Origin of the sequence: Microbacterium oleivorans (assembly GCF_001691565.1) — a bacterium.
Lineage (GTDB): Bacteria > Actinomycetota > Actinomycetes > Actinomycetales > Microbacteriaceae > Microbacterium > Microbacterium oleivorans_B.
In genome coordinates, this window is record NZ_MAYO01000003.1 from 1,105,379 (window position 1) to 1,121,199 (window position 15,821).

Consider the following 15,821-nt stretch of genomic DNA (forward strand, 5'->3'; position numbering starts at 1 on the left):
GTAGATTCGCCTCGTGACCGACGACGACACCCTGCCCCGCCGCGCCACCAGCCGGATCGACCTGCCTGCCGCGCCGGCCGACCAGCAGGCGATCCTCGACGCCGGCGGTGTGGCCTGCTGGGCGGACGACGTCGAGATCGACACGTACGAGCCCGGCACTCCCGACCCGTACCCGGCGTTCCTCGAACGGCGCGTCTATCAGGGCTCGAGCGGGAGGGTGTACCCGCTGCCGATGACCGAGACGATCTCGCACACCAAGCGCCCGCGCTTGTGGCGCGCGATCCACCTCGAGAACGCCTACGTCCGGTTGATGCTCCTGCCCGAGATCGGCGGCCGCATCCACATCGGCTACGACAAGGTCGCCGGCTACGACTTCTTCTACCGGAACAACGTCATCAAGCCCGCGCTCGTCGGGCTCGCCGGCCCCTGGATGTCGGGCGGTGTCGAGTTCAACTGGCCGCAGCACCACCGCCCCGCGACGTTCCTGCCGGTCGATTCGCGCATCGAGCGCGAGCGCGACGGCGGGGTCGTGGTCTGGCACAGCGATCTCGATCCGCTCCAGCGGATGCGTGGGCTCCACGGCATCCGACTCCGTCCGGGCTCGTCGCTCATCGAGCTCGACGCGCGCCTGCACAACCGCACCGACGTGCCGCAGACCTTCCTCTGGTGGGCGAACGTCGCCGCGCGCTCACACGAGCGGTACCAATCGTTCTTCCCCGACGACGTCCGGTTCGTCGCCGACCACGCCCGCCGCGCGATCACAGCCTTCCCGCGCGCCGACCGTCCGTACTACGGCGTCGATTACCCGGCCCTCGCCGCCGAGCGACCTGACGCCGACCGCATCGACGTCTACAGCAACATCCCGGTGCCGACCTCGTACATGATCACCGACACCGAGGACGGCTTCTTCGGCGGGTACGACCACACCGCGGACGCCGGGTTCGTCCACTGGGCCGACCCCGCAACCTCGCCCGGCAAGAAGCAGTGGACCTGGGGCGACGGACCCATTGGCCGCGCGTGGGACGACCAGCTGACCGACACCGACGGCCCGTACGTCGAGCTCATGGCGGGCGTCTACACCGACAACCAGCCCGACTTCGCCTGGCTCGTCCCCGGCGAGACGAAGACGTTCCGGCAGTACTGGTACCCGATCCACGCGACCGGTCCGGTGCGGCAGGCGACGACGGATGCCGCGGTGTCGGTGTCCGGTTCACGCGTCTCCGCGATCGCCACCAGCGCGTTCGACGCCCGCATCGCGATCACGCTGACCGACGGCTTGACGATCGACGCGGCGACGCCGCTCGGACCGGACGCGCCCTGGGCCACCGAGGTGGCCGGCGAGGTCGACGGGGTGACCATCCACGCCGACGACCGCGAGCTCGTGGCGTGGCGCCGCCGCGACGACGATGCCGGCGAACCGTGGGTCGCCACGGCACCGCCGCAGCCGACCGAAATCGACGCGGCCGACGAGCTGTACGCGACCGCGATGCACCTCATCCAGTACCGGCATCCGACCCGGTCGCCGCTGCCGTACCTCGACGAGCTGCTCCGCCGCGATCCGGGCGACATCCGCGCCCGCACCGCGCTCGGCGCGTGGCACCTGCACCGCGGCGCGTACGCCGCCGCGCGGGAGCACCTCGAGATCGCGGTGGCGCGCGAGACCCGTCGCAACCTGAACCCGCGCGACGGCGAGGCGCACGCGCTGCTCGCGCTCGTCCTCGAGCGGCTCGGCGACGCCGCCGGCGCAGACCGCAGATGGGGTCGCGCCGGCTGGAACGCGGTCTGGGCGGCGCCCGCGGCGCTCGGCCGCGCGCGCATCGCGCTTCGGGCCGGGCGGCCCGGCGACGCGCTGCGGCTCGCCGAGGCGGCGGCATCCATTCCCGAGGCGGGACGGGTGCGGGTCTTCGCGCTCCGCGAGCTCGGCCGCGAGGAGGAAGCCCGCGAGACGCTCGACGCGCTCGTCGCGGCCGACCCGCTCGACCCCGTGACCATGCTGCTCGCGGGAGCGGGCACGCCGGCCGACCCGCGCACCGCGCTCGATGCGGGCGCGGAGTTCGCCCGAGTCGGTGCATGGCGCGAGGCGCTCGAGGTGACGGCAACGACGACGACGGGGCCTGCCGGGTTCGGCAACGTCGAACCTACGCGCCGCCTTCTGCGCGCAGCATGGGCGGATGCCCTCGGCGACGCCGGCACAGCGGCGACCGAGCGTGCGGCGACCGATGCGCTTGACCTCGATGGCGCGTTCCCCGCCGGCCTCGACCAGTACGACGCGTTGGTCACCGGTGCAGCACGGGGGTCGATCGCGGCGGCGAGCCTGCTGGGCTCGTGGCTCATCGATGCCGGGCGCGACGCCGATGCTCGCGATGCCCTCCAGCGCGCGGTCGACGGCGGCGCCGCCGACCCCGTCACCCTCCGGAACCTCGCACTCGCGACGGTGCGCGCGGGCGGGGATCCCGCCGACGCCGCCGACCTCTACGAGCGGGCGCTCCACGCCCGCGTCGATGGACGGCTCGTCCTCGAGCGCGACCTCGTCGCACAGCTGATGGGGACGGATGCCGCGACCCGACTGACCCTGATCGAGCGGCACCGCGATGTCATCCCGGCGCGCGACGACCTGTCCGTCGTGCATGTCGGGCTGCTTCTCGACGCCGGGCGCATAGACGAGGCGTGGGCCATCGTGACGACGCGCACTTTCCGCGCGTTCGAGGGCGGCGAGGGTGTCGTCCTGGCCGCGTACGACCGGGCCGCGTGCGCGGTCGCGCGACGGCTCCTCGCCGTCGGCGACGCCGCCCCGGCGGTGGGTCTGCTCGAGGCGGGCGTCGTCGCGCCCGCGAACCTCGGCGAGGGGCGGCATCCGTCCGTCCCGCTCGCGGAACGACTCGTCCTGCTCGGCGACGCGCGCCGTCTTGTCGGCGATGCGCCGGGAGCGGATGCCGCGTGGCAGGCCGCCCGCGCTGCGACGCCGCTCGCGGTCGCGCCGCGACCCGCGGACGCCGCGACGTACTGGATCGGAGTCGCGCACACCCGGCTCGGCGAGCGCGAGCTGGCGGCCGCCGCCTGGGACGCCCTCGACGCGCGGGCCGCCGAGATCGACGCGGCGCCCGACGCCGTGGACTACTTCGCGACCTCACTCCCGGAACTGCTCGTGTTCGATCTCGACACCCCCGCGCGTCGCCGCGCGCACGCCGAGGCGCTGCGCGCTCTCGCTGCGCAGGGTCGCGCGGATGCGGCATCCGCGACAACACCCGAGAGGATGGACGCATGACCGAGCGCTACCTGGGTTCCGGCACCGTCGCCGCCGACAGGAGCGGCCTCACCGGTCCGGTTCCGGCGCACCTGCCGGAGCGCCTGGCCATCACGCTGTGGGACTTCTCCTGGTACACCCGCGCCGGCCACGGCGATGTCTACGCCGACCTGGATGCCGCGTGCGCCGACGCCGCCGCGCTCGGCTACAACGCGATCCGCATCTGCGCGGCGCCGATGCTGCTGTTCGGCGGGCTCGGGCTCGACGACCTCGCCCGGGACCTCGACGTCGAGGGGCTGGGCGCCGCGCCCGGCGGCGGGTACTACGGGCAACGGACCCGCTGGTACGACACCCCCGGCGGCTACCGGATCGACCTGATCACCCACCTGGCCGAACTGTTCGCCGCCGCTCGGCGTCACGGGCTCGTGCTGATCCTCGCGAGCTGGGAGTACCAGCAGTCGCCGTCGTTCGCGCGGTCGCCGCGGTGGTTCGAGGCGATCGACGCCGTCCCGCTCGCGGAGCGCTACCGGGCACTGGCCGACGCCTGGGACCGGATGCTCGCCTGGATCGATGCGCAGGGATTCCGCGACCTGGTCGCGCTCGTCGAGCTGCACAACGAGGTCGACTTCTCGATCCTGCCGGCACTGAAGGACGGCGGTGCCGACAAGGTCGCGCGCCTGCGATCGCGGCATCCAGACCTTCTGATCACCGCCAGCTACGGCAAGCCTCCGCACCTCGCGATGCACCGGGTGCCGGATGGGCTCGGCGCCGCGCAGTTCCACGTGTACAGCTACGGGGTGCTCGACGCGCTCCAGCAGCGGATCGACATCCGGTCGGAGGGAAGCGAGGGGTTCCCGAATGCGGAACTGCGCGCGCTGCTCCTGCCGGACGCGCCGACGACCGCCGAGTACGGCCGGCCGGCCGAGTGGAAGCTGCGGGCGACCGTCGTGACCGACCAGATGATCTACGGCTACGACTGGGTCGACGTCGACGCCTGGGATGCGTGGCTGGGCAGGGAGTATCCGCGGTACGCCGAAGTGATGCGCCGCGAGATCGAGTCCCGCGTGATCGCGATCGCGGAGTGGGCGCGCTGGCAGGGCGTCCCAGCGCTCGTCGGCGAGGGATGGGTCGGCTACACGCCCCTGCACGGCACGTTCGAGGAGGGCGAGGTCGGTCGCGGCCTCGCCGAACACGGCATCCGCACCGCCCTCGACCACGGCGTGTGGGGCGTCCTCCCCTGCTCGAACGCAGCGCCGCACCACCCCATGTGGCAGCTGCGCGACTGGCAGCGCAAGGTCAACGCCGTCGTCCGCGGAAGCTAAGCCCTTTCCACCCCGTCGACATCATGTCCTCTCGCCGAAGCGGCACGATATGCGCGCGCACGTCGTGTGCGTTCAGTGAGAGGACATGATCCGGACGGTGGGAGGCCGCGCACCCGAGTGCGCCCGCTCGTGCCGAACGCGCCCACTGTTGGAGGGCAACAATGGGCGCGTTTGGCATCAGGCGGCGCGCTCGGCGAAGGCCGGGCTCAGCGCCCGCGCTTCGATCCGAGCGGCACGTCCTCGAAGGACATGTCGGACGCCAGGTAGAAGTCCGTGTACGCGGGCTGGTTGTACGTCGTCTGCTGACGCGCGATCTCGGCCCGGTACTGCGGGTCGTGCATGAGCGTGTAGAGCTTGTGCTCGGTCGGCTCGGTCGAGACGTAGATGCGCAGGGCCGACGAATCCGCCGTGCGCACGAGCAGTTCCTCGCGCCAGTCCCCGAAGACATCTGCCACGAGGGACGGGTTGCCCTTCGTGCCGTTGTTGGTGAGGGTGCCTGATGCCGTGAGCATCGTCCCGCGCGTCCAGTCGTCGATCGTCGGGGTCGCGGTCTGCGCCCCGTTCACGATCTGCGTGGTCAGGTCGCCGGCCCACCGGATCGACATGTTCGTGCCGGGATTGGTGGGCTGCAGGATGTCTCCCGCGGCGGAGAGAAGACCCGAGGCATCCGTCCCTGCGGGCATGCTCGACCAGGCCTCGATACCCGGGACGTCGGGGCGGACGTCGCCGACCATGCCGCGGCCGGTGTCGCGGCCGGAGTAGGCGCCGAAGAGCACCTCGCCCGTCGCGGCATCCCGCATCGCCGTCCCGTACGGGGCGTACGCGCCGCCCTCGTGGACGGTAAAGATCTCCTTGCCGGGGCGGTTGGGGTCGAAATCGCCGACGTGCATCGCGTCACCGTGTCCGAGGCGCACGTTCTCGCCCGGAGTCGCACTGCCCTCGGGCATCGTGTCGAACGACGAGTAGAGCAGGCTGCCGTCGTCGTCGAGCGTCGCCGAGCCGTAAACGATCTCCTGCTTGCCGTCGCCGTCGACGTCCGCCGCGCTCAGACTGTGGAAGCCCTGCGTCGTCAGCGTGCCGTACTCGGGGTCGGTGCCGTCGCGGCCGTGCGGACCGTCGTTGAAAGGGTTCGTCATCGGGACGTGCCCGCTGTCGACGAACCAGCGCTTCGTCAGATGCTTGCCGTTCCAGTCGTACGTCGCGACCGTCGAACGTGTGTAGTAGCCGCGGGCGAACACCGCGGACGGACGCTTCCCGTCGAGGTAGGCGACCCCCGAGAGGAAGCGGTCGACACGGTTGCCGGGCTCGATTCGCGACATGGCGTAGTCGCCCCACAGCAGGCCGTCGTCACCGCGGCCCGGCTCGTAGCGCACGGTCTCGAGCTCCTTGCCCGTCTTGCCCTCGAACACCGTCAGGTACTCGGGCCCGTCGACGATGAAGCCCTCGAAGTTCCGCAGCACGTTGCGGGCCGAACGCGACGGGGCGTAGACGTCGATGAAGTAGTCGACGAGTTCCTCGGCGTCGGCGCGGGAGAGCGGGTAGTCGTGCGTCGGTTCGGTGCCGAGCGCCTCTTCGAGGGTCGCGGGCCACTGACCCGAGACGACCTCGGGCCGCTCCGACCAGCCCTGGAAGACATCGGCCAGGTGCGACGCGTAGTCGTCGGCGCTCAGCCGATAGTCGTCGGAGTGCGAGTAGCCGGCCTTACGATCGGCCTTCGGCATCGTGACGTATTCGGACTTCTTCGCCTTGCCCTTCTTGTACTCCGTGCTCTTGGTTCCCGGAGCCGTCTTCATCATGATCTCGGCCTTGCCGTTCCCGTCGAAGTCGTAGACGAGGAACTGCGTGTAGTGAGCACCGGCGCGGATGTTGACGCCCAGGTCGATGCGATTGAGCAGCGTGCCGTCCAGCTTGTAGGTGTCGATGTAGACCGGTCCGGTGTAGCCGACCTGCGAGACATCCTTGGAGTTCGACGGGTCCCACTTGACGACGTACTCGTACGCGCCGTCGCCGTCCACGTCGCCGACCGACACGTCGTTCGCCGAGTAGGTGTAGGCCTCACCCGCCGGCGTGACACCGTCGGCGGGCTTCGTGAGCGGGATGTCGAGGAACGGCGACCCCTGCACCGTCACCTTCTCCGACGGCTTGCCCTCGCGCTTGCCCTGCAGCGGCGAGACCGTGTAGCGCGAGCGTTCGGTGCCGTCCGGGTCGACGTACGTCGTCGAGTCGGTGACCGTCGCGATGCGCTTGCCGTCGCGCTTCACGACGAAGTCGGTGCCGGTGAGGCCGGTCGCGGAGGCGCCGGTCGCTTCGCTCTTGAACAGGCGCCACGTGAGGTGGATGCCGCCGTCGCCCGGCAGGGCGACGAGGCCGCGGTCGAGCTTCTCGAGCTGCGGTGAGGCGGCCGGCTTCGGCTTGCCCGGGCCATGGCCGGGGTGCGCGACCGCGGCCTGCGCCGGGACGACGAGGGCCGCTGCGGCGAGCGCGGCGACGACGGACGTGCGGACGGGTCTTCTCATGCTGTTCACCCTTGAACTCGTGATGGAATGCGTTTTCCCAGTCGTCCGCCGAGCCTAGGCGCGGTGTTGAATCGTGTCAATGGATGCCGGATTGTCGAACCGCGGGGGCGCGGGAGCCCCGGCATCTCGCACCCCTTTTGATCCAGATCATGTGCTCCCGTCGAGCGCACACGTTCTGTACGCGCATAGCGTGTGGTCTCGACGAGAGAACATGATGTGGACACCAGCGGCGGGTGGCAGGCCGCGCCGAGCACCCGGCTTCCGCGGACAGTCCGCGCCGCGCGTCAGCCCGCGGTGGACGCCCGGACGACGAGCTCGGGGCGGAAGCGGATGCGCTGCGGCGCGGCATCCGGATCCGACAGCGTCGCGAACAGCGCGTCGACGGCCGCGGCACCGATCTCGCGTGCGGGCTGGCGGATCGAGCTCAGGGGCACGACCGTCGACTGCGCGAAGTCGATGTCGTCGTAGCCGATGAGGGCGAGGTCCTCGGGCACGCGCAGCGAACCGAGGATGCCGGCACCCTGCAGCACCCCGACGGCCAGCAGGTCGTTCGCGCAGAACACGCCGTCCGGCCGCTCGGTCGCGTCGCGTCGGGCGAGCTCCTCGCCGACGAGGCGCCCCGCGAGCACCGTGAGCTCGTCGGTCGTCGCCACCTCGAGGGTCGCATCGGTCACCTCCGCGAGCGCGCGCCGCGCACCCTCGAGGCGGTCCGCCACCTGGCGGACGGATGCCGGGCCTCCGGCGAACAGGATCCGGCGGCGCCCCTGCTGCAGCAGGTGCTGCACGGCCAGGTATCCGCCTTCGACGTCGTCGACGGCCACCGAGGGCAGGTCGCCGTCGGCCTCGGCATCGACGAGCACGATCGGCACGCCCGCGGTCTCGAGGGCCTCAGCGCGCGCCTCGTCGAGGGCGAGCGGCGTGAGCAGCACGCCGTTGACCCGTTGCTCGCGGAACAGGTCGAGGTAGGCGTTCTCACGAGCCGCCTCCTGGCCGCTGCTGCCGAGCAAGACGGTCACCCCGTGCTCGGCGGCCCTCTCTTCGGCGCCGCGGGCGACCTCGGCGAAGAACGGGTTGGCCGAGTCGAGGACGACGAGCCCGACGGTCCGACTGCGTCCTGCCCGCAGTTGACGCGCGGCGTCGTTACGCACGAAACCGAGTTCGGCGATGGCCGCGTGCACGCGTTCCACCGTCGCCGGGGAGACTTTTTCGGGCCGGTTGAGGACGTTCGACACGGTCCCCACCGACACTCCCGCCGCGCGAGCGACGTCCTTCACACTGACTGCCACGTGACCTGCCTTGACGGATGCTTCGGACCCACGTTACTGTTCAAGATCTTGAATCGTTTCATGAAACGCTTCCCGATTCTCGACCTCGGCCTCACGAAGGAGTGACATGACCCGCGTCGCCTTCCAGCTTCAGATCGACCCCGCCCTCATCGACGAGTACGTCGCGCGCCACACGCCCGTGTGGCCCGAGATGCTGACCGAGATCGAGGCGGCGGGTCGGCGCAACTACTCGCTGTTCCTCGGCGACGGCGGCCGGCTGTTCGGCTACTACGAGGTCGACGACGACACCGCGGCGCAGGCATACCTCGCCGCCTCGCCGATCGCCGCGCGATGGGAGGCCGAGATGGCCCACTTCTTCATCGGGCTCGACGGCCGCCCGGATCAGGCGGCAACGCCGCTGGCCGAAGTCTTCAACCTGCACGACCAGCTGGCGACAGCCGCCGCATCCTCAGAAAGCGACTCCTCATGACCACGCTGTCCTCCGACATCCTCACCCAGCTCGAGGGGCAGGCCATCGAACTGCCCAGCTGGGCGTTCGGCAACTCCGGCACCCGGTTCCGCGTCTTCGCGACGGCCGGCACCCCGCGGGATCCGTTCGAGAAGATCGCGGATGCCGCCGAGGTCAACCGCTACACCGCTCTGGCTCCCACCGTCGCCCTGCACATCCCGTGGGACAAGGTCGACGACTACGCCGCCCTCCGCCGTCACGCCGAGGATCTCGGCGTGCAGCTGGGCACGATCAACTCGAACACGTTCCAGGACGAGGACTACAAGTTCGGCGCCCTCACCCATCACGACGAGGCGATCCGTCGCAAGGCGATCGACCACCACCTCGAGTGCATCGACATCATGCACGAGACGGGGTCGCGCGACCTCAAGATCTGGCTCGCCGAGGGGTCGAACTACCCCGGCCAGAACGACATGCGCGGACGCCAGGACCGCCTGCAGGACTCGCTGCAGCAGATCTACGCCCGCCTCGGCGACGCGCAGCGCCTCGTGCTCGAATACAAGTTCTTCGAACCGTCGTTCTACCACACCGACGTTCCCGACTGGGGCACGTCCTACGCCCAGGTGGCCGCTCTCGGCGACAAGGCGATGGTGTGCCTCGACACCGGCCACCACGCGCCGGGCACGAACATCGAGTTCATCGTCATGCAGCTGCTGCGCCTCGGGAAGCTCGGCTCGTTCGACTTCAACTCGCGCTTCTACGCCGACGACGACCTCATCGTGGGCTCCGCCGACCCGTTTCAGCTGTTCCGCATCCTCACGGAGGTCGTCCGCGGCGGCGGGCTGAACAATCCCGATGTCGCCTTCATGCTCGACCAGTGCCACAACATCGAGGACAAGATCCCCGGCCAGATCCGCTCGGTGCTCAACGTGCAGGAGATGACGGCGCGGGCGCTGCTCGTCGACCGGGAGGCGCTCACCGCCGCGCAGCTGGCCAACGACGTGCTCGGAGCCAACGGCATCCTCATGGACGCCTTCTACACCGACGTTCGTCCCGCTCTCGCCGAATGGCGCGAGTCGCGCGGGCTTCCCGCCGACCCGATGGCCGCGTTCGCGGCATCCGGTCACCTGCAGAAGATCGCCGACGAGCGCGTCGGCGGCACGCAGGCCGGCTGGGGTGCATGATCGACCGATGAGCGAGATCCCCACCCCCTACGGAGCCGCCGGCGGCCTCGTCCGCGTCTACCCCGCCCGCGTGCTCGAGCGCCCCACCCCGGGACTCGTGTGGCTGCACGGCGGCGGATTCGCCGCCGGCGACATCGACATGCCGGAAGCCGACCACGTCGCAGGCACGTTGGCGGATGCCGGGACCACGGTCCTCTCCGTCGACTACCGCCTGGCGCCGCTGCCCGACGGGTGGGAGGCCCCCGCAACGGAGCCCGGCCGCGAGCGCGCGGGGTACCCCGCGGCATCTGACGACACCCTCGCCGCCTGGGATTGGCTTCTGGCCGAGGCCGCGACGCTCGGAGTGGATCCGGCGCGGCTCGCGATCGGCGGAGCGAGCGCGGGAGCGAACATCGCGACCGGCGCCGTCCTGCGCCTCATCCAGAACGACCGGCACCTGCCCGCTCTCGTCCTGCTCGCCTACCCGACGCTCCTGGCAGAACAGCCCGCACCCGAGGGCGAGTTGCGCGCCGCGCTCGACGCCCGTCCGGCGGCCGACCGGTTCGGGCCGGATGCCGTCCGCGGCATGTACGAGAACTATCTCGGCGGATCGGTCGTCGACGCGCCCCTCGCAGCGATCCCCGGGCTCGCGTCAGCGGACGACCTCGCCGAGTTCCCGTCGACGCTGATCGTCGCGGGGGACGTCGACGAGCTCCGCGTCTCGAGCGAGCACTTCGCCCGGACGCTCTCGGCCGCGGGCCGCGACGTCGAGCACGTCATCGAGCCCGGCACCGACCACGGCCACCTCAACCGTCCCGATGAGGGGGATGCCGCCTCCCTCACGCTGGCCCGCTTCGCCGCGCGCCTGGCCGCCCTCACCCCGTGAGCGTCGCGCGCGGCACCGTCGCCGCCGTCGACCTCGGGGCGACGAGCGGCCGGGTGATCGTCGGTCACGTCGGCGCGGACACGCTCGAAACGGCGACCGTCGCGCGCTTCGCGAACGACCCGATCCGGATCGCCGACGGGCTGCACTGGAACGTCCTCGGCCTCTACGGCTCCGTGCTCGACGGGCTCCGCGAGGCGCTGCGCGGCGACACCGAGATCGCCAGCATCGGTGTGGACTCCTGGGCCGTCGACTACGGCCTGATCGCGCGTTCACGCCTTCTCGGGGAGCCGTTCCACTACCGCGACGAGCGCACCGCGCGCGGCGTCGGGGCGGTCCATGCGACGCACCCGCACGCGGAGCTGTTCGCCCGCAACGGCCTGCAGTTCCTGCCGTTCAACACGCTCTACCAGCTCGCCGCCGAGGACCGCTCGGTGCTGCGCCTCGCCGAACACGCCCTGCTCATCCCCGACCTCATCGGGTTCTGGCTCACCGGCCAGGCGCGCGCCGAACGCACCAACGCGTCGACGACGGGTCTCCTCCGGGCCGACACGGGCGAATGGGATGCCGACCTGACGGCCGCCCTCGGTCTGCCGCAGCACCTGCTCGCGCCTCTCATCTCCCCCGGCGAGCCCCTCGGACGCCTCACCGCCGATGTCGCCGCGAGCCTCGGCGGACCCCGCACAGCGGTGACAGCTGTCGGGTCGCACGACACGGCATCCGCTGTCGTCGCCGTTCCGATGGCGTCGAGCGACGCGGCGTACATCTCGTGCGGCACGTGGGGGCTCGTGGGCGTCGAAGTCGAGCGCCCGGTTCTCACCGACGGGGCCCGCGAGGGGAAGTTCACGAACGAGGGCGGCGTCGATGGCCGTACTCGCCTGCTCCGAAACGTCATGGGTCTCTGGATCCTCAGCGAGACGGTCCGCGGGTGGCAGCGCGACGGGCACGAGGTCGAACTCGGCGAGCTGCTCGCCGCGGCGGCCTCGGTACCCGGACCGGTCGCAGTGTTCGACGTCGACGACGCCCGCTTCCTGCCTCCGGGCGACATGCCGACGCGCATCACCGCGTGGTGCGAAGAGCACGGGGTCGCGGCGCCGCAGAGCCGGGCCGAGATCGCCCGGAGCATCGTCGAGTCCCTCGCGCAGGCCTTCGCCGACGCCGCGCACGAGGCCGGCCGTATCGGCGGGGTCGACGTGCGCGTCATCCACATCGTCGGCGGCGGTTCGCTCAACGAGCTCCTCTGCCAGCGCACCGCCGATCGGGCGGGCGTCCCCGTTCTCACGGGCCCGGTCGAGGCGACCGCGCTCGGGAACATCCTCGTGCAGGCGCGCGCCGCCGGTCTCGTGACCGGCTCGCTCGAGGCGCTCCGCACCCTCGTCGCCCGGACGCACGAGCCCCGACGGTACGAGCCGGCCGCGAGCTGACCGCCGGTGAGCCGGGTCGCCGGTCACCTCTAGGCTGAAAATCATGTCTGCGCCGACCCTGAACCGCGAGATCCTGCGCCTCGCCGTGCCGGCGCTCGGTGCGCTGATCGCCGAGCCGATGTTCCTCATCGTGGATGCCGCCCTGATCGGCCATCTCGGCGTCGTCCCGCTCGCGGGCCTCGGCATCGCCGGTGCGGTGCTGCAGACGATCGTCGGCCTCATGGTCTTCCTCGCCTACTCGACCACTCCCGCTGTCGCCCGCCGATTCGGAGCAGGCGACAGCAAGAGCGCCGTCAGCGTCGGTATCGACGGACTCTGGCTCGCCCTCGGCCTCGGCGCCCTGCTCGCGCTGTTCGGCACGCTCGCGACGCCGTGGCTCGTCGACCTCTTCGGCGCCAGCCGCGAGGTCGCCGAACAAGCGGTGACCTACCTCGCGATGTCGATGTGGGGCCTGCCCGCCATGCTCATCGTCTTCGCCGCCACCGGACTGCTGCGCGGCATGCAGGACACCGTCACCCCGCTCTGGATCGCGGGCCTCGGCTTCGGCGCGAACGCCCTGCTCAACTGGCTGTTCATCTACGGATTCGGCTGGGGCATCGCCGGGTCCGCCGCCGGCACCGTCGCCGCGCAGTGGGGCATGGTGGCGGCCTACGTCGTCGTCATCGGACGGCTCGCGCGGCGCCACGCGGCATCCGTCCTCCCCCAGCGCGACGGGGTGCGCGGGTCGGCGCGCTCGGGCGGCTGGCTCTTCCTGCGAACGGTGTCGCTGCGCGCCGCGTTCCTCGCCACGGTCGCGGTCGCGACGGGGCTCGGCACCGCGGAGCTCGCCGGCTGGCAGGTCGCGTTCACGATCTTCTCGACCGCGGCATTCGCGCTCGACGCCCTCGCGATCGCGGCACAGGCTCTCATCGGGCGCGGGCTCGGCGCGCAGGACGAGCCGTTCGTGCGACGCGTCCTGGGACGCACCGTCGCCTGGGGCGCGTGGTTCGGCGTCATCGTGGGCGTGCTCATCGCCGCGCTCTCGGGCGTGATCGGCCTCGCTTTCACGGGAGACCCCGACCTGGCGGCCCTGATCGTGCCCGCGCTCCTCGTGCTCGCGATCGCGCAGCCCGTGTGCGGCGTCGTGTTCGTCCTCGACGGCGTCCTGATGGGCGCGGGCGATGCGAAGTACCTCGCGATCGCGGGCGGCCTCAACCTGGTGCCGTACATCCCGGCGCTCGCGGTCGTCTCGGCGCTGCACCCGGGCGGATCGGGCGGACTCGCCTGGCTCGCCGCGTGCTTCTTCGGCGTCTACATGCTCGCACGCCTGGGCACCCTCGGGTGGCGAGTGCGCCGCTCGGAGTGGATGACCGCGACGGTCTGAGACTCCTCGTCAGCCGAGGACGGCGAACCCGAGCGTGTCGTCCTCGACCGAACCCCCCGCGAACGGGAAGGGCGACACGACGAAGAGCTCCCCGCTCGGCAGCGAGCCCGGATACCCGTACAGCCACAGCCACGCCTGACTGACGGCCACGGTCGCCCCGACGACCACGACGATGACCGTGACTGCCCGCGACAGGATCCGCCCGCCCTCATCCGCCGTCCGCGCCGTGCGGAGGACGCGGGCGATCGAGAGGACGAGGACGAGCGCGAGAACCGCGAACACGATCGGGCTCGGCTCGAGATGGATCGTCGCGCAGAACTCCTGCGGAGCGTTCGGCGGGATCGCCCCGACCCACCACGAATCCGGGATCGGCGTACACAACCGCCGGGACGTGCTCGTCGCCGCCCACACGACCGCGACGGCGGCGGCGGTGACGATGACTGCTCTGAGAACGTCGCGCACGATCGGTGCGCCGACGAGCGGCGAGCGCTCGGAAGACTGCAGTGACATCGCTCCCCCATACCCTGCGCACCCCCAGAGCACGCACGGTTCACCGTAGCGGCATCCCCCGCTCCGGGAACGCGGGGCCGCCCGGCCTCAGGCCATCAGCGGGATGGAACCGACGAGCACGCCCACGGCGAGCATCACGAGCGAGACGATCGCGGCGCGCCACAGGACCTTCTTGTGGTGGTCGCCGAGGTTGACGCCCGCCAGCGAGACGAGCAGCAGGATCGCGGGGACGAGCGGGCTCTGCAGGTGCACCGGTTGACCGGTGATCGACGCGCGCGCCATCTCGACGGGATCGATGCCGTAGGTGGTCGCGCTCTCGGCGAGGATCGGCAGGATGCCGAAGTAGAACGCGTCGTTCGACATGAAGAAGGTGAACGGGATCGAGAGGATGCCGGTGATCACCGCCATGAACGGTCCGAGCGACGGCGGGATGACCTCGGTGACCCAGCTGGCCATCGCCGACACCATGCCGGTGCCGTTCAAGACGCCGACGAGGACGCCGGCGGCGAGGACCATCGAGACGACGCCGACGATGCTGGGGGCGTGGGCGACGATCTCGTCGGCCTGCGTCTTCAGCCGCGGGAAGTTGACGATGAGCGCGACGGCGGCACCGACCATGAACACGTAGGCCAGCGGGTAGATGTCGAGCACGAGCATCACCATGACGGCGAGGGTCAGCACGAGGTTGAACCAGATGAGCTTGGGTCGGAGGGTCGCGCGGTTCGGATCGAGCAGGGTGTCGGCCATGGCGGTGTCGGCCGTGTCCACGAGCTTCGCGGCGTCGACCGCGGTGCGCGCACCGCGGACGGTGACGATGTTGCCGGTGCGGAGGTGCGCGAGAGCTCCGGGCTTGTTCTCCGCGCCGCGGAACAGGCGCGGCGCGCCGAGGCGTCCGTCGCCACCCGCACCCTCGAGGCGCGAGGTGTCGACCGTCCCGGCGAGGCGGCGTCGCTCGGAGAGGCCGAGGAACCAGGCGAACAGCAGCGAGATGACGAGGCCGGTCGCCAGCGAGGGCAGCATGGGGACGAAGATGTCGGTCGGCTGCAGGCCGAGCGCCGAGGCGGCGCGCACCGTGGGGCCGCCCCACGGGACGATGTTCAGCGTGCCGTTCATGAGGCCCGCGACGCAGGTCAGAACCACCGGGCTCATGCCCAGGCGCAGGTAGATCGGCAGCATCGCCGAGGTCGTGATGATGAACGTCGTCGACCCGTCGCCGTCGAGCGAGACGGCGCCGGCGAGGATCGCCGTGCCGAGCACGACCTTCGCGGGGTCGTCGCCCAGCAGGCGCGTGATGAGGCGGATGAGCGGGTCGAACAGGCCGACGTCGATCATGATGCCGAAGTACATGATCGCGAACATCAGCAGCGCGGCCGTCGGTGCCAGATCGCCGATCGCGTCGATGACCATATCACCGAGGCCGAGCCCCGCGCCCGCGAAGAGGCCGAAGATCGTCGGGACGGTGATGAGCGCGACCATCGGCGTCAGACGCCGCGTCATGATGAGCGCCATGAACGTCAGCACCATCACGAAACCGAGGATGACCAGAACGGTGTCCGGCGGCGTGAACGCCACGGGGTACTCGACTGCCTCGGTATGCACGATGCTCATCGCGACTCCTTCGTCGTGAAGCGGCTCCGGCGGGTTCGGTGCCTGGTCCCGCGA

Annotated in this window: 11 protein-coding genes; 7 read left to right on the forward strand and 4 right to left on the reverse strand. The window is 71.0% G+C overall.

Going from position 1 to position 15,821, the window contains the following annotated elements:
* The first annotated feature begins 13 nt into the window (after nt 1–13).
* Together BBA86_RS08080 and BBA86_RS08085 are read left to right on the forward strand one after the other, a co-directional pair.
* Nucleotides 14–3,265: a DUF5107 domain-containing protein gene (locus BBA86_RS08080; RefSeq protein ID WP_223247052.1), complete on the forward strand. Its 3,252-nt coding sequence runs from the start codon at nt 14–16 to the stop codon at nt 3,263–3,265.
* Entirely contained in the window at nt 3,262–4,566 is a 1,305-nt protein-coding gene (locus BBA86_RS08085) for a cellulase-like family protein (RefSeq protein ID WP_065571094.1), read from the forward strand. The genes BBA86_RS08080 and BBA86_RS08085 overlap by 4 nt, the downstream gene beginning before the upstream one ends.
* A gap of 206 nt (nt 4,567–4,772) precedes the next feature.
* Here the strand turns inward: BBA86_RS08085 and BBA86_RS08090 are convergent, their stop codons facing one another.
* Both BBA86_RS08090 and BBA86_RS08095 read right to left on the reverse strand, forming a co-directional pair.
* The gene (locus BBA86_RS08090; RefSeq protein WP_411267690.1) at nt 4,773–7,082 is read right to left on the reverse strand and encodes a rhamnogalacturonan lyase; all 2,310 of its coding nucleotides are present in this window, start codon (nt 7,080–7,082) and stop codon (nt 4,773–4,775) included.
* A 284-nt stretch (nt 7,083–7,366) separates the two neighbouring features.
* Nucleotides 7,367–8,368 carry a LacI family DNA-binding transcriptional regulator gene (locus BBA86_RS08095; protein ID WP_083199506.1) on the reverse strand — a complete coding sequence of 334 codons (1,002 nt, stop codon included), beginning with the start codon at nt 8,366–8,368 and terminating at the stop codon, nt 7,367–7,369.
* A gap of 106 nt (nt 8,369–8,474) precedes the next feature.
* On the opposite strand from BBA86_RS08095, the gene BBA86_RS08100 reads away from it, so the two are divergent.
* The 5 genes from BBA86_RS08100 to BBA86_RS08120 are packed head-to-tail and all read left to right on the forward strand — an operon-like array spanning nt 8,475 to nt 13,649.
* A complete protein-coding gene (locus BBA86_RS08100; protein ID WP_065571096.1) occupies nt 8,475–8,837 on the forward strand; it encodes an L-rhamnose mutarotase in 363 nt (120 codons plus the stop codon).
* Nucleotides 8,834–10,000 (forward strand): L-rhamnose isomerase, encoded by a 1,167-nt coding sequence (rhaI, locus tag BBA86_RS08105; protein ID WP_065571097.1) that lies wholly within the window; start codon nt 8,834–8,836, stop codon nt 9,998–10,000. The genes BBA86_RS08100 and rhaI overlap by 4 nt, the downstream gene beginning before the upstream one ends.
* A gap of 7 nt (nt 10,001–10,007) precedes the next feature.
* Entirely contained in the window at nt 10,008–10,865 is an 858-nt protein-coding gene (locus BBA86_RS08110; RefSeq protein WP_065571098.1) for an alpha/beta hydrolase fold domain-containing protein, read from the forward strand.
* Complete coding sequence (locus BBA86_RS08115; protein WP_065571099.1) at nt 10,862–12,286, forward strand: rhamnulokinase; 1,425 nt, start codon at nt 10,862–10,864, stop codon at nt 12,284–12,286. The genes BBA86_RS08110 and BBA86_RS08115 overlap by 4 nt, the downstream gene beginning before the upstream one ends.
* Before the next feature lie 43 nt (nt 12,287–12,329).
* Nucleotides 12,330–13,649: an MATE family efflux transporter gene (locus tag BBA86_RS08120; RefSeq protein ID WP_065571100.1), complete on the forward strand. Its 1,320-nt coding sequence runs from the start codon at nt 12,330–12,332 to the stop codon at nt 13,647–13,649.
* Between the two features lie 9 nt (nt 13,650–13,658).
* On the opposite strand, the gene BBA86_RS08125 is transcribed toward BBA86_RS08120, so the two are convergent.
* Together BBA86_RS08125 and BBA86_RS08130 are read right to left on the reverse strand one after the other, a co-directional pair.
* Nucleotides 13,659–14,159 carry a hypothetical protein gene (locus BBA86_RS08125; RefSeq protein ID WP_065571101.1) on the reverse strand — a complete coding sequence of 167 codons (501 nt, stop codon included), beginning with the start codon at nt 14,157–14,159 and terminating at the stop codon, nt 13,659–13,661.
* 87 nt (nt 14,160–14,246) lie between these two features.
* A complete protein-coding gene (locus BBA86_RS08130) occupies nt 14,247–15,767 on the reverse strand; it encodes a CitMHS family transporter (RefSeq protein ID WP_065571102.1) in 1,521 nt (506 codons plus the stop codon).
* Nucleotides 15,768–15,821: the final 54 nt, after the last annotated feature.

Coding starts and splice junctions, on each gene's coding strand:
- rhaI (WP_065571097.1), top strand. CDS start 8,834: ATGACCACGCTGTCCTCCGACATCCTCACCCAGCTCGAGGGGCAGGCC.
- BBA86_RS08120 (WP_065571100.1), top strand. CDS start 12,330: ATGTCTGCGCCGACCCTGAACCGCGAGATCCTGCGCCTCGCCGTGCCG.
- BBA86_RS08125 (WP_065571101.1), bottom strand. CDS start 14,159: ATGTCACTGCAGTCTTCCGAGCGCTCGCCGCTCGTCGGCGCACCGATC.
- BBA86_RS08110 (WP_065571098.1), top strand. CDS start 10,008: ATGAGCGAGATCCCCACCCCCTACGGAGCCGCCGGCGGCCTCGTCCGC.
- BBA86_RS08130 (WP_065571102.1), bottom strand. CDS start 15,767: ATGAGCATCGTGCATACCGAGGCAGTCGAGTACCCCGTGGCGTTCACG.
- BBA86_RS08090 (WP_411267690.1), bottom strand. CDS start 7,082: ATGAGAAGACCCGTCCGCACGTCCGTCGTCGCCGCGCTCGCCGCAGCG.
- BBA86_RS08085 (WP_065571094.1), top strand. CDS start 3,262: ATGACCGAGCGCTACCTGGGTTCCGGCACCGTCGCCGCCGACAGGAGC.
- BBA86_RS08100 (WP_065571096.1), top strand. CDS start 8,475: ATGACCCGCGTCGCCTTCCAGCTTCAGATCGACCCCGCCCTCATCGAC.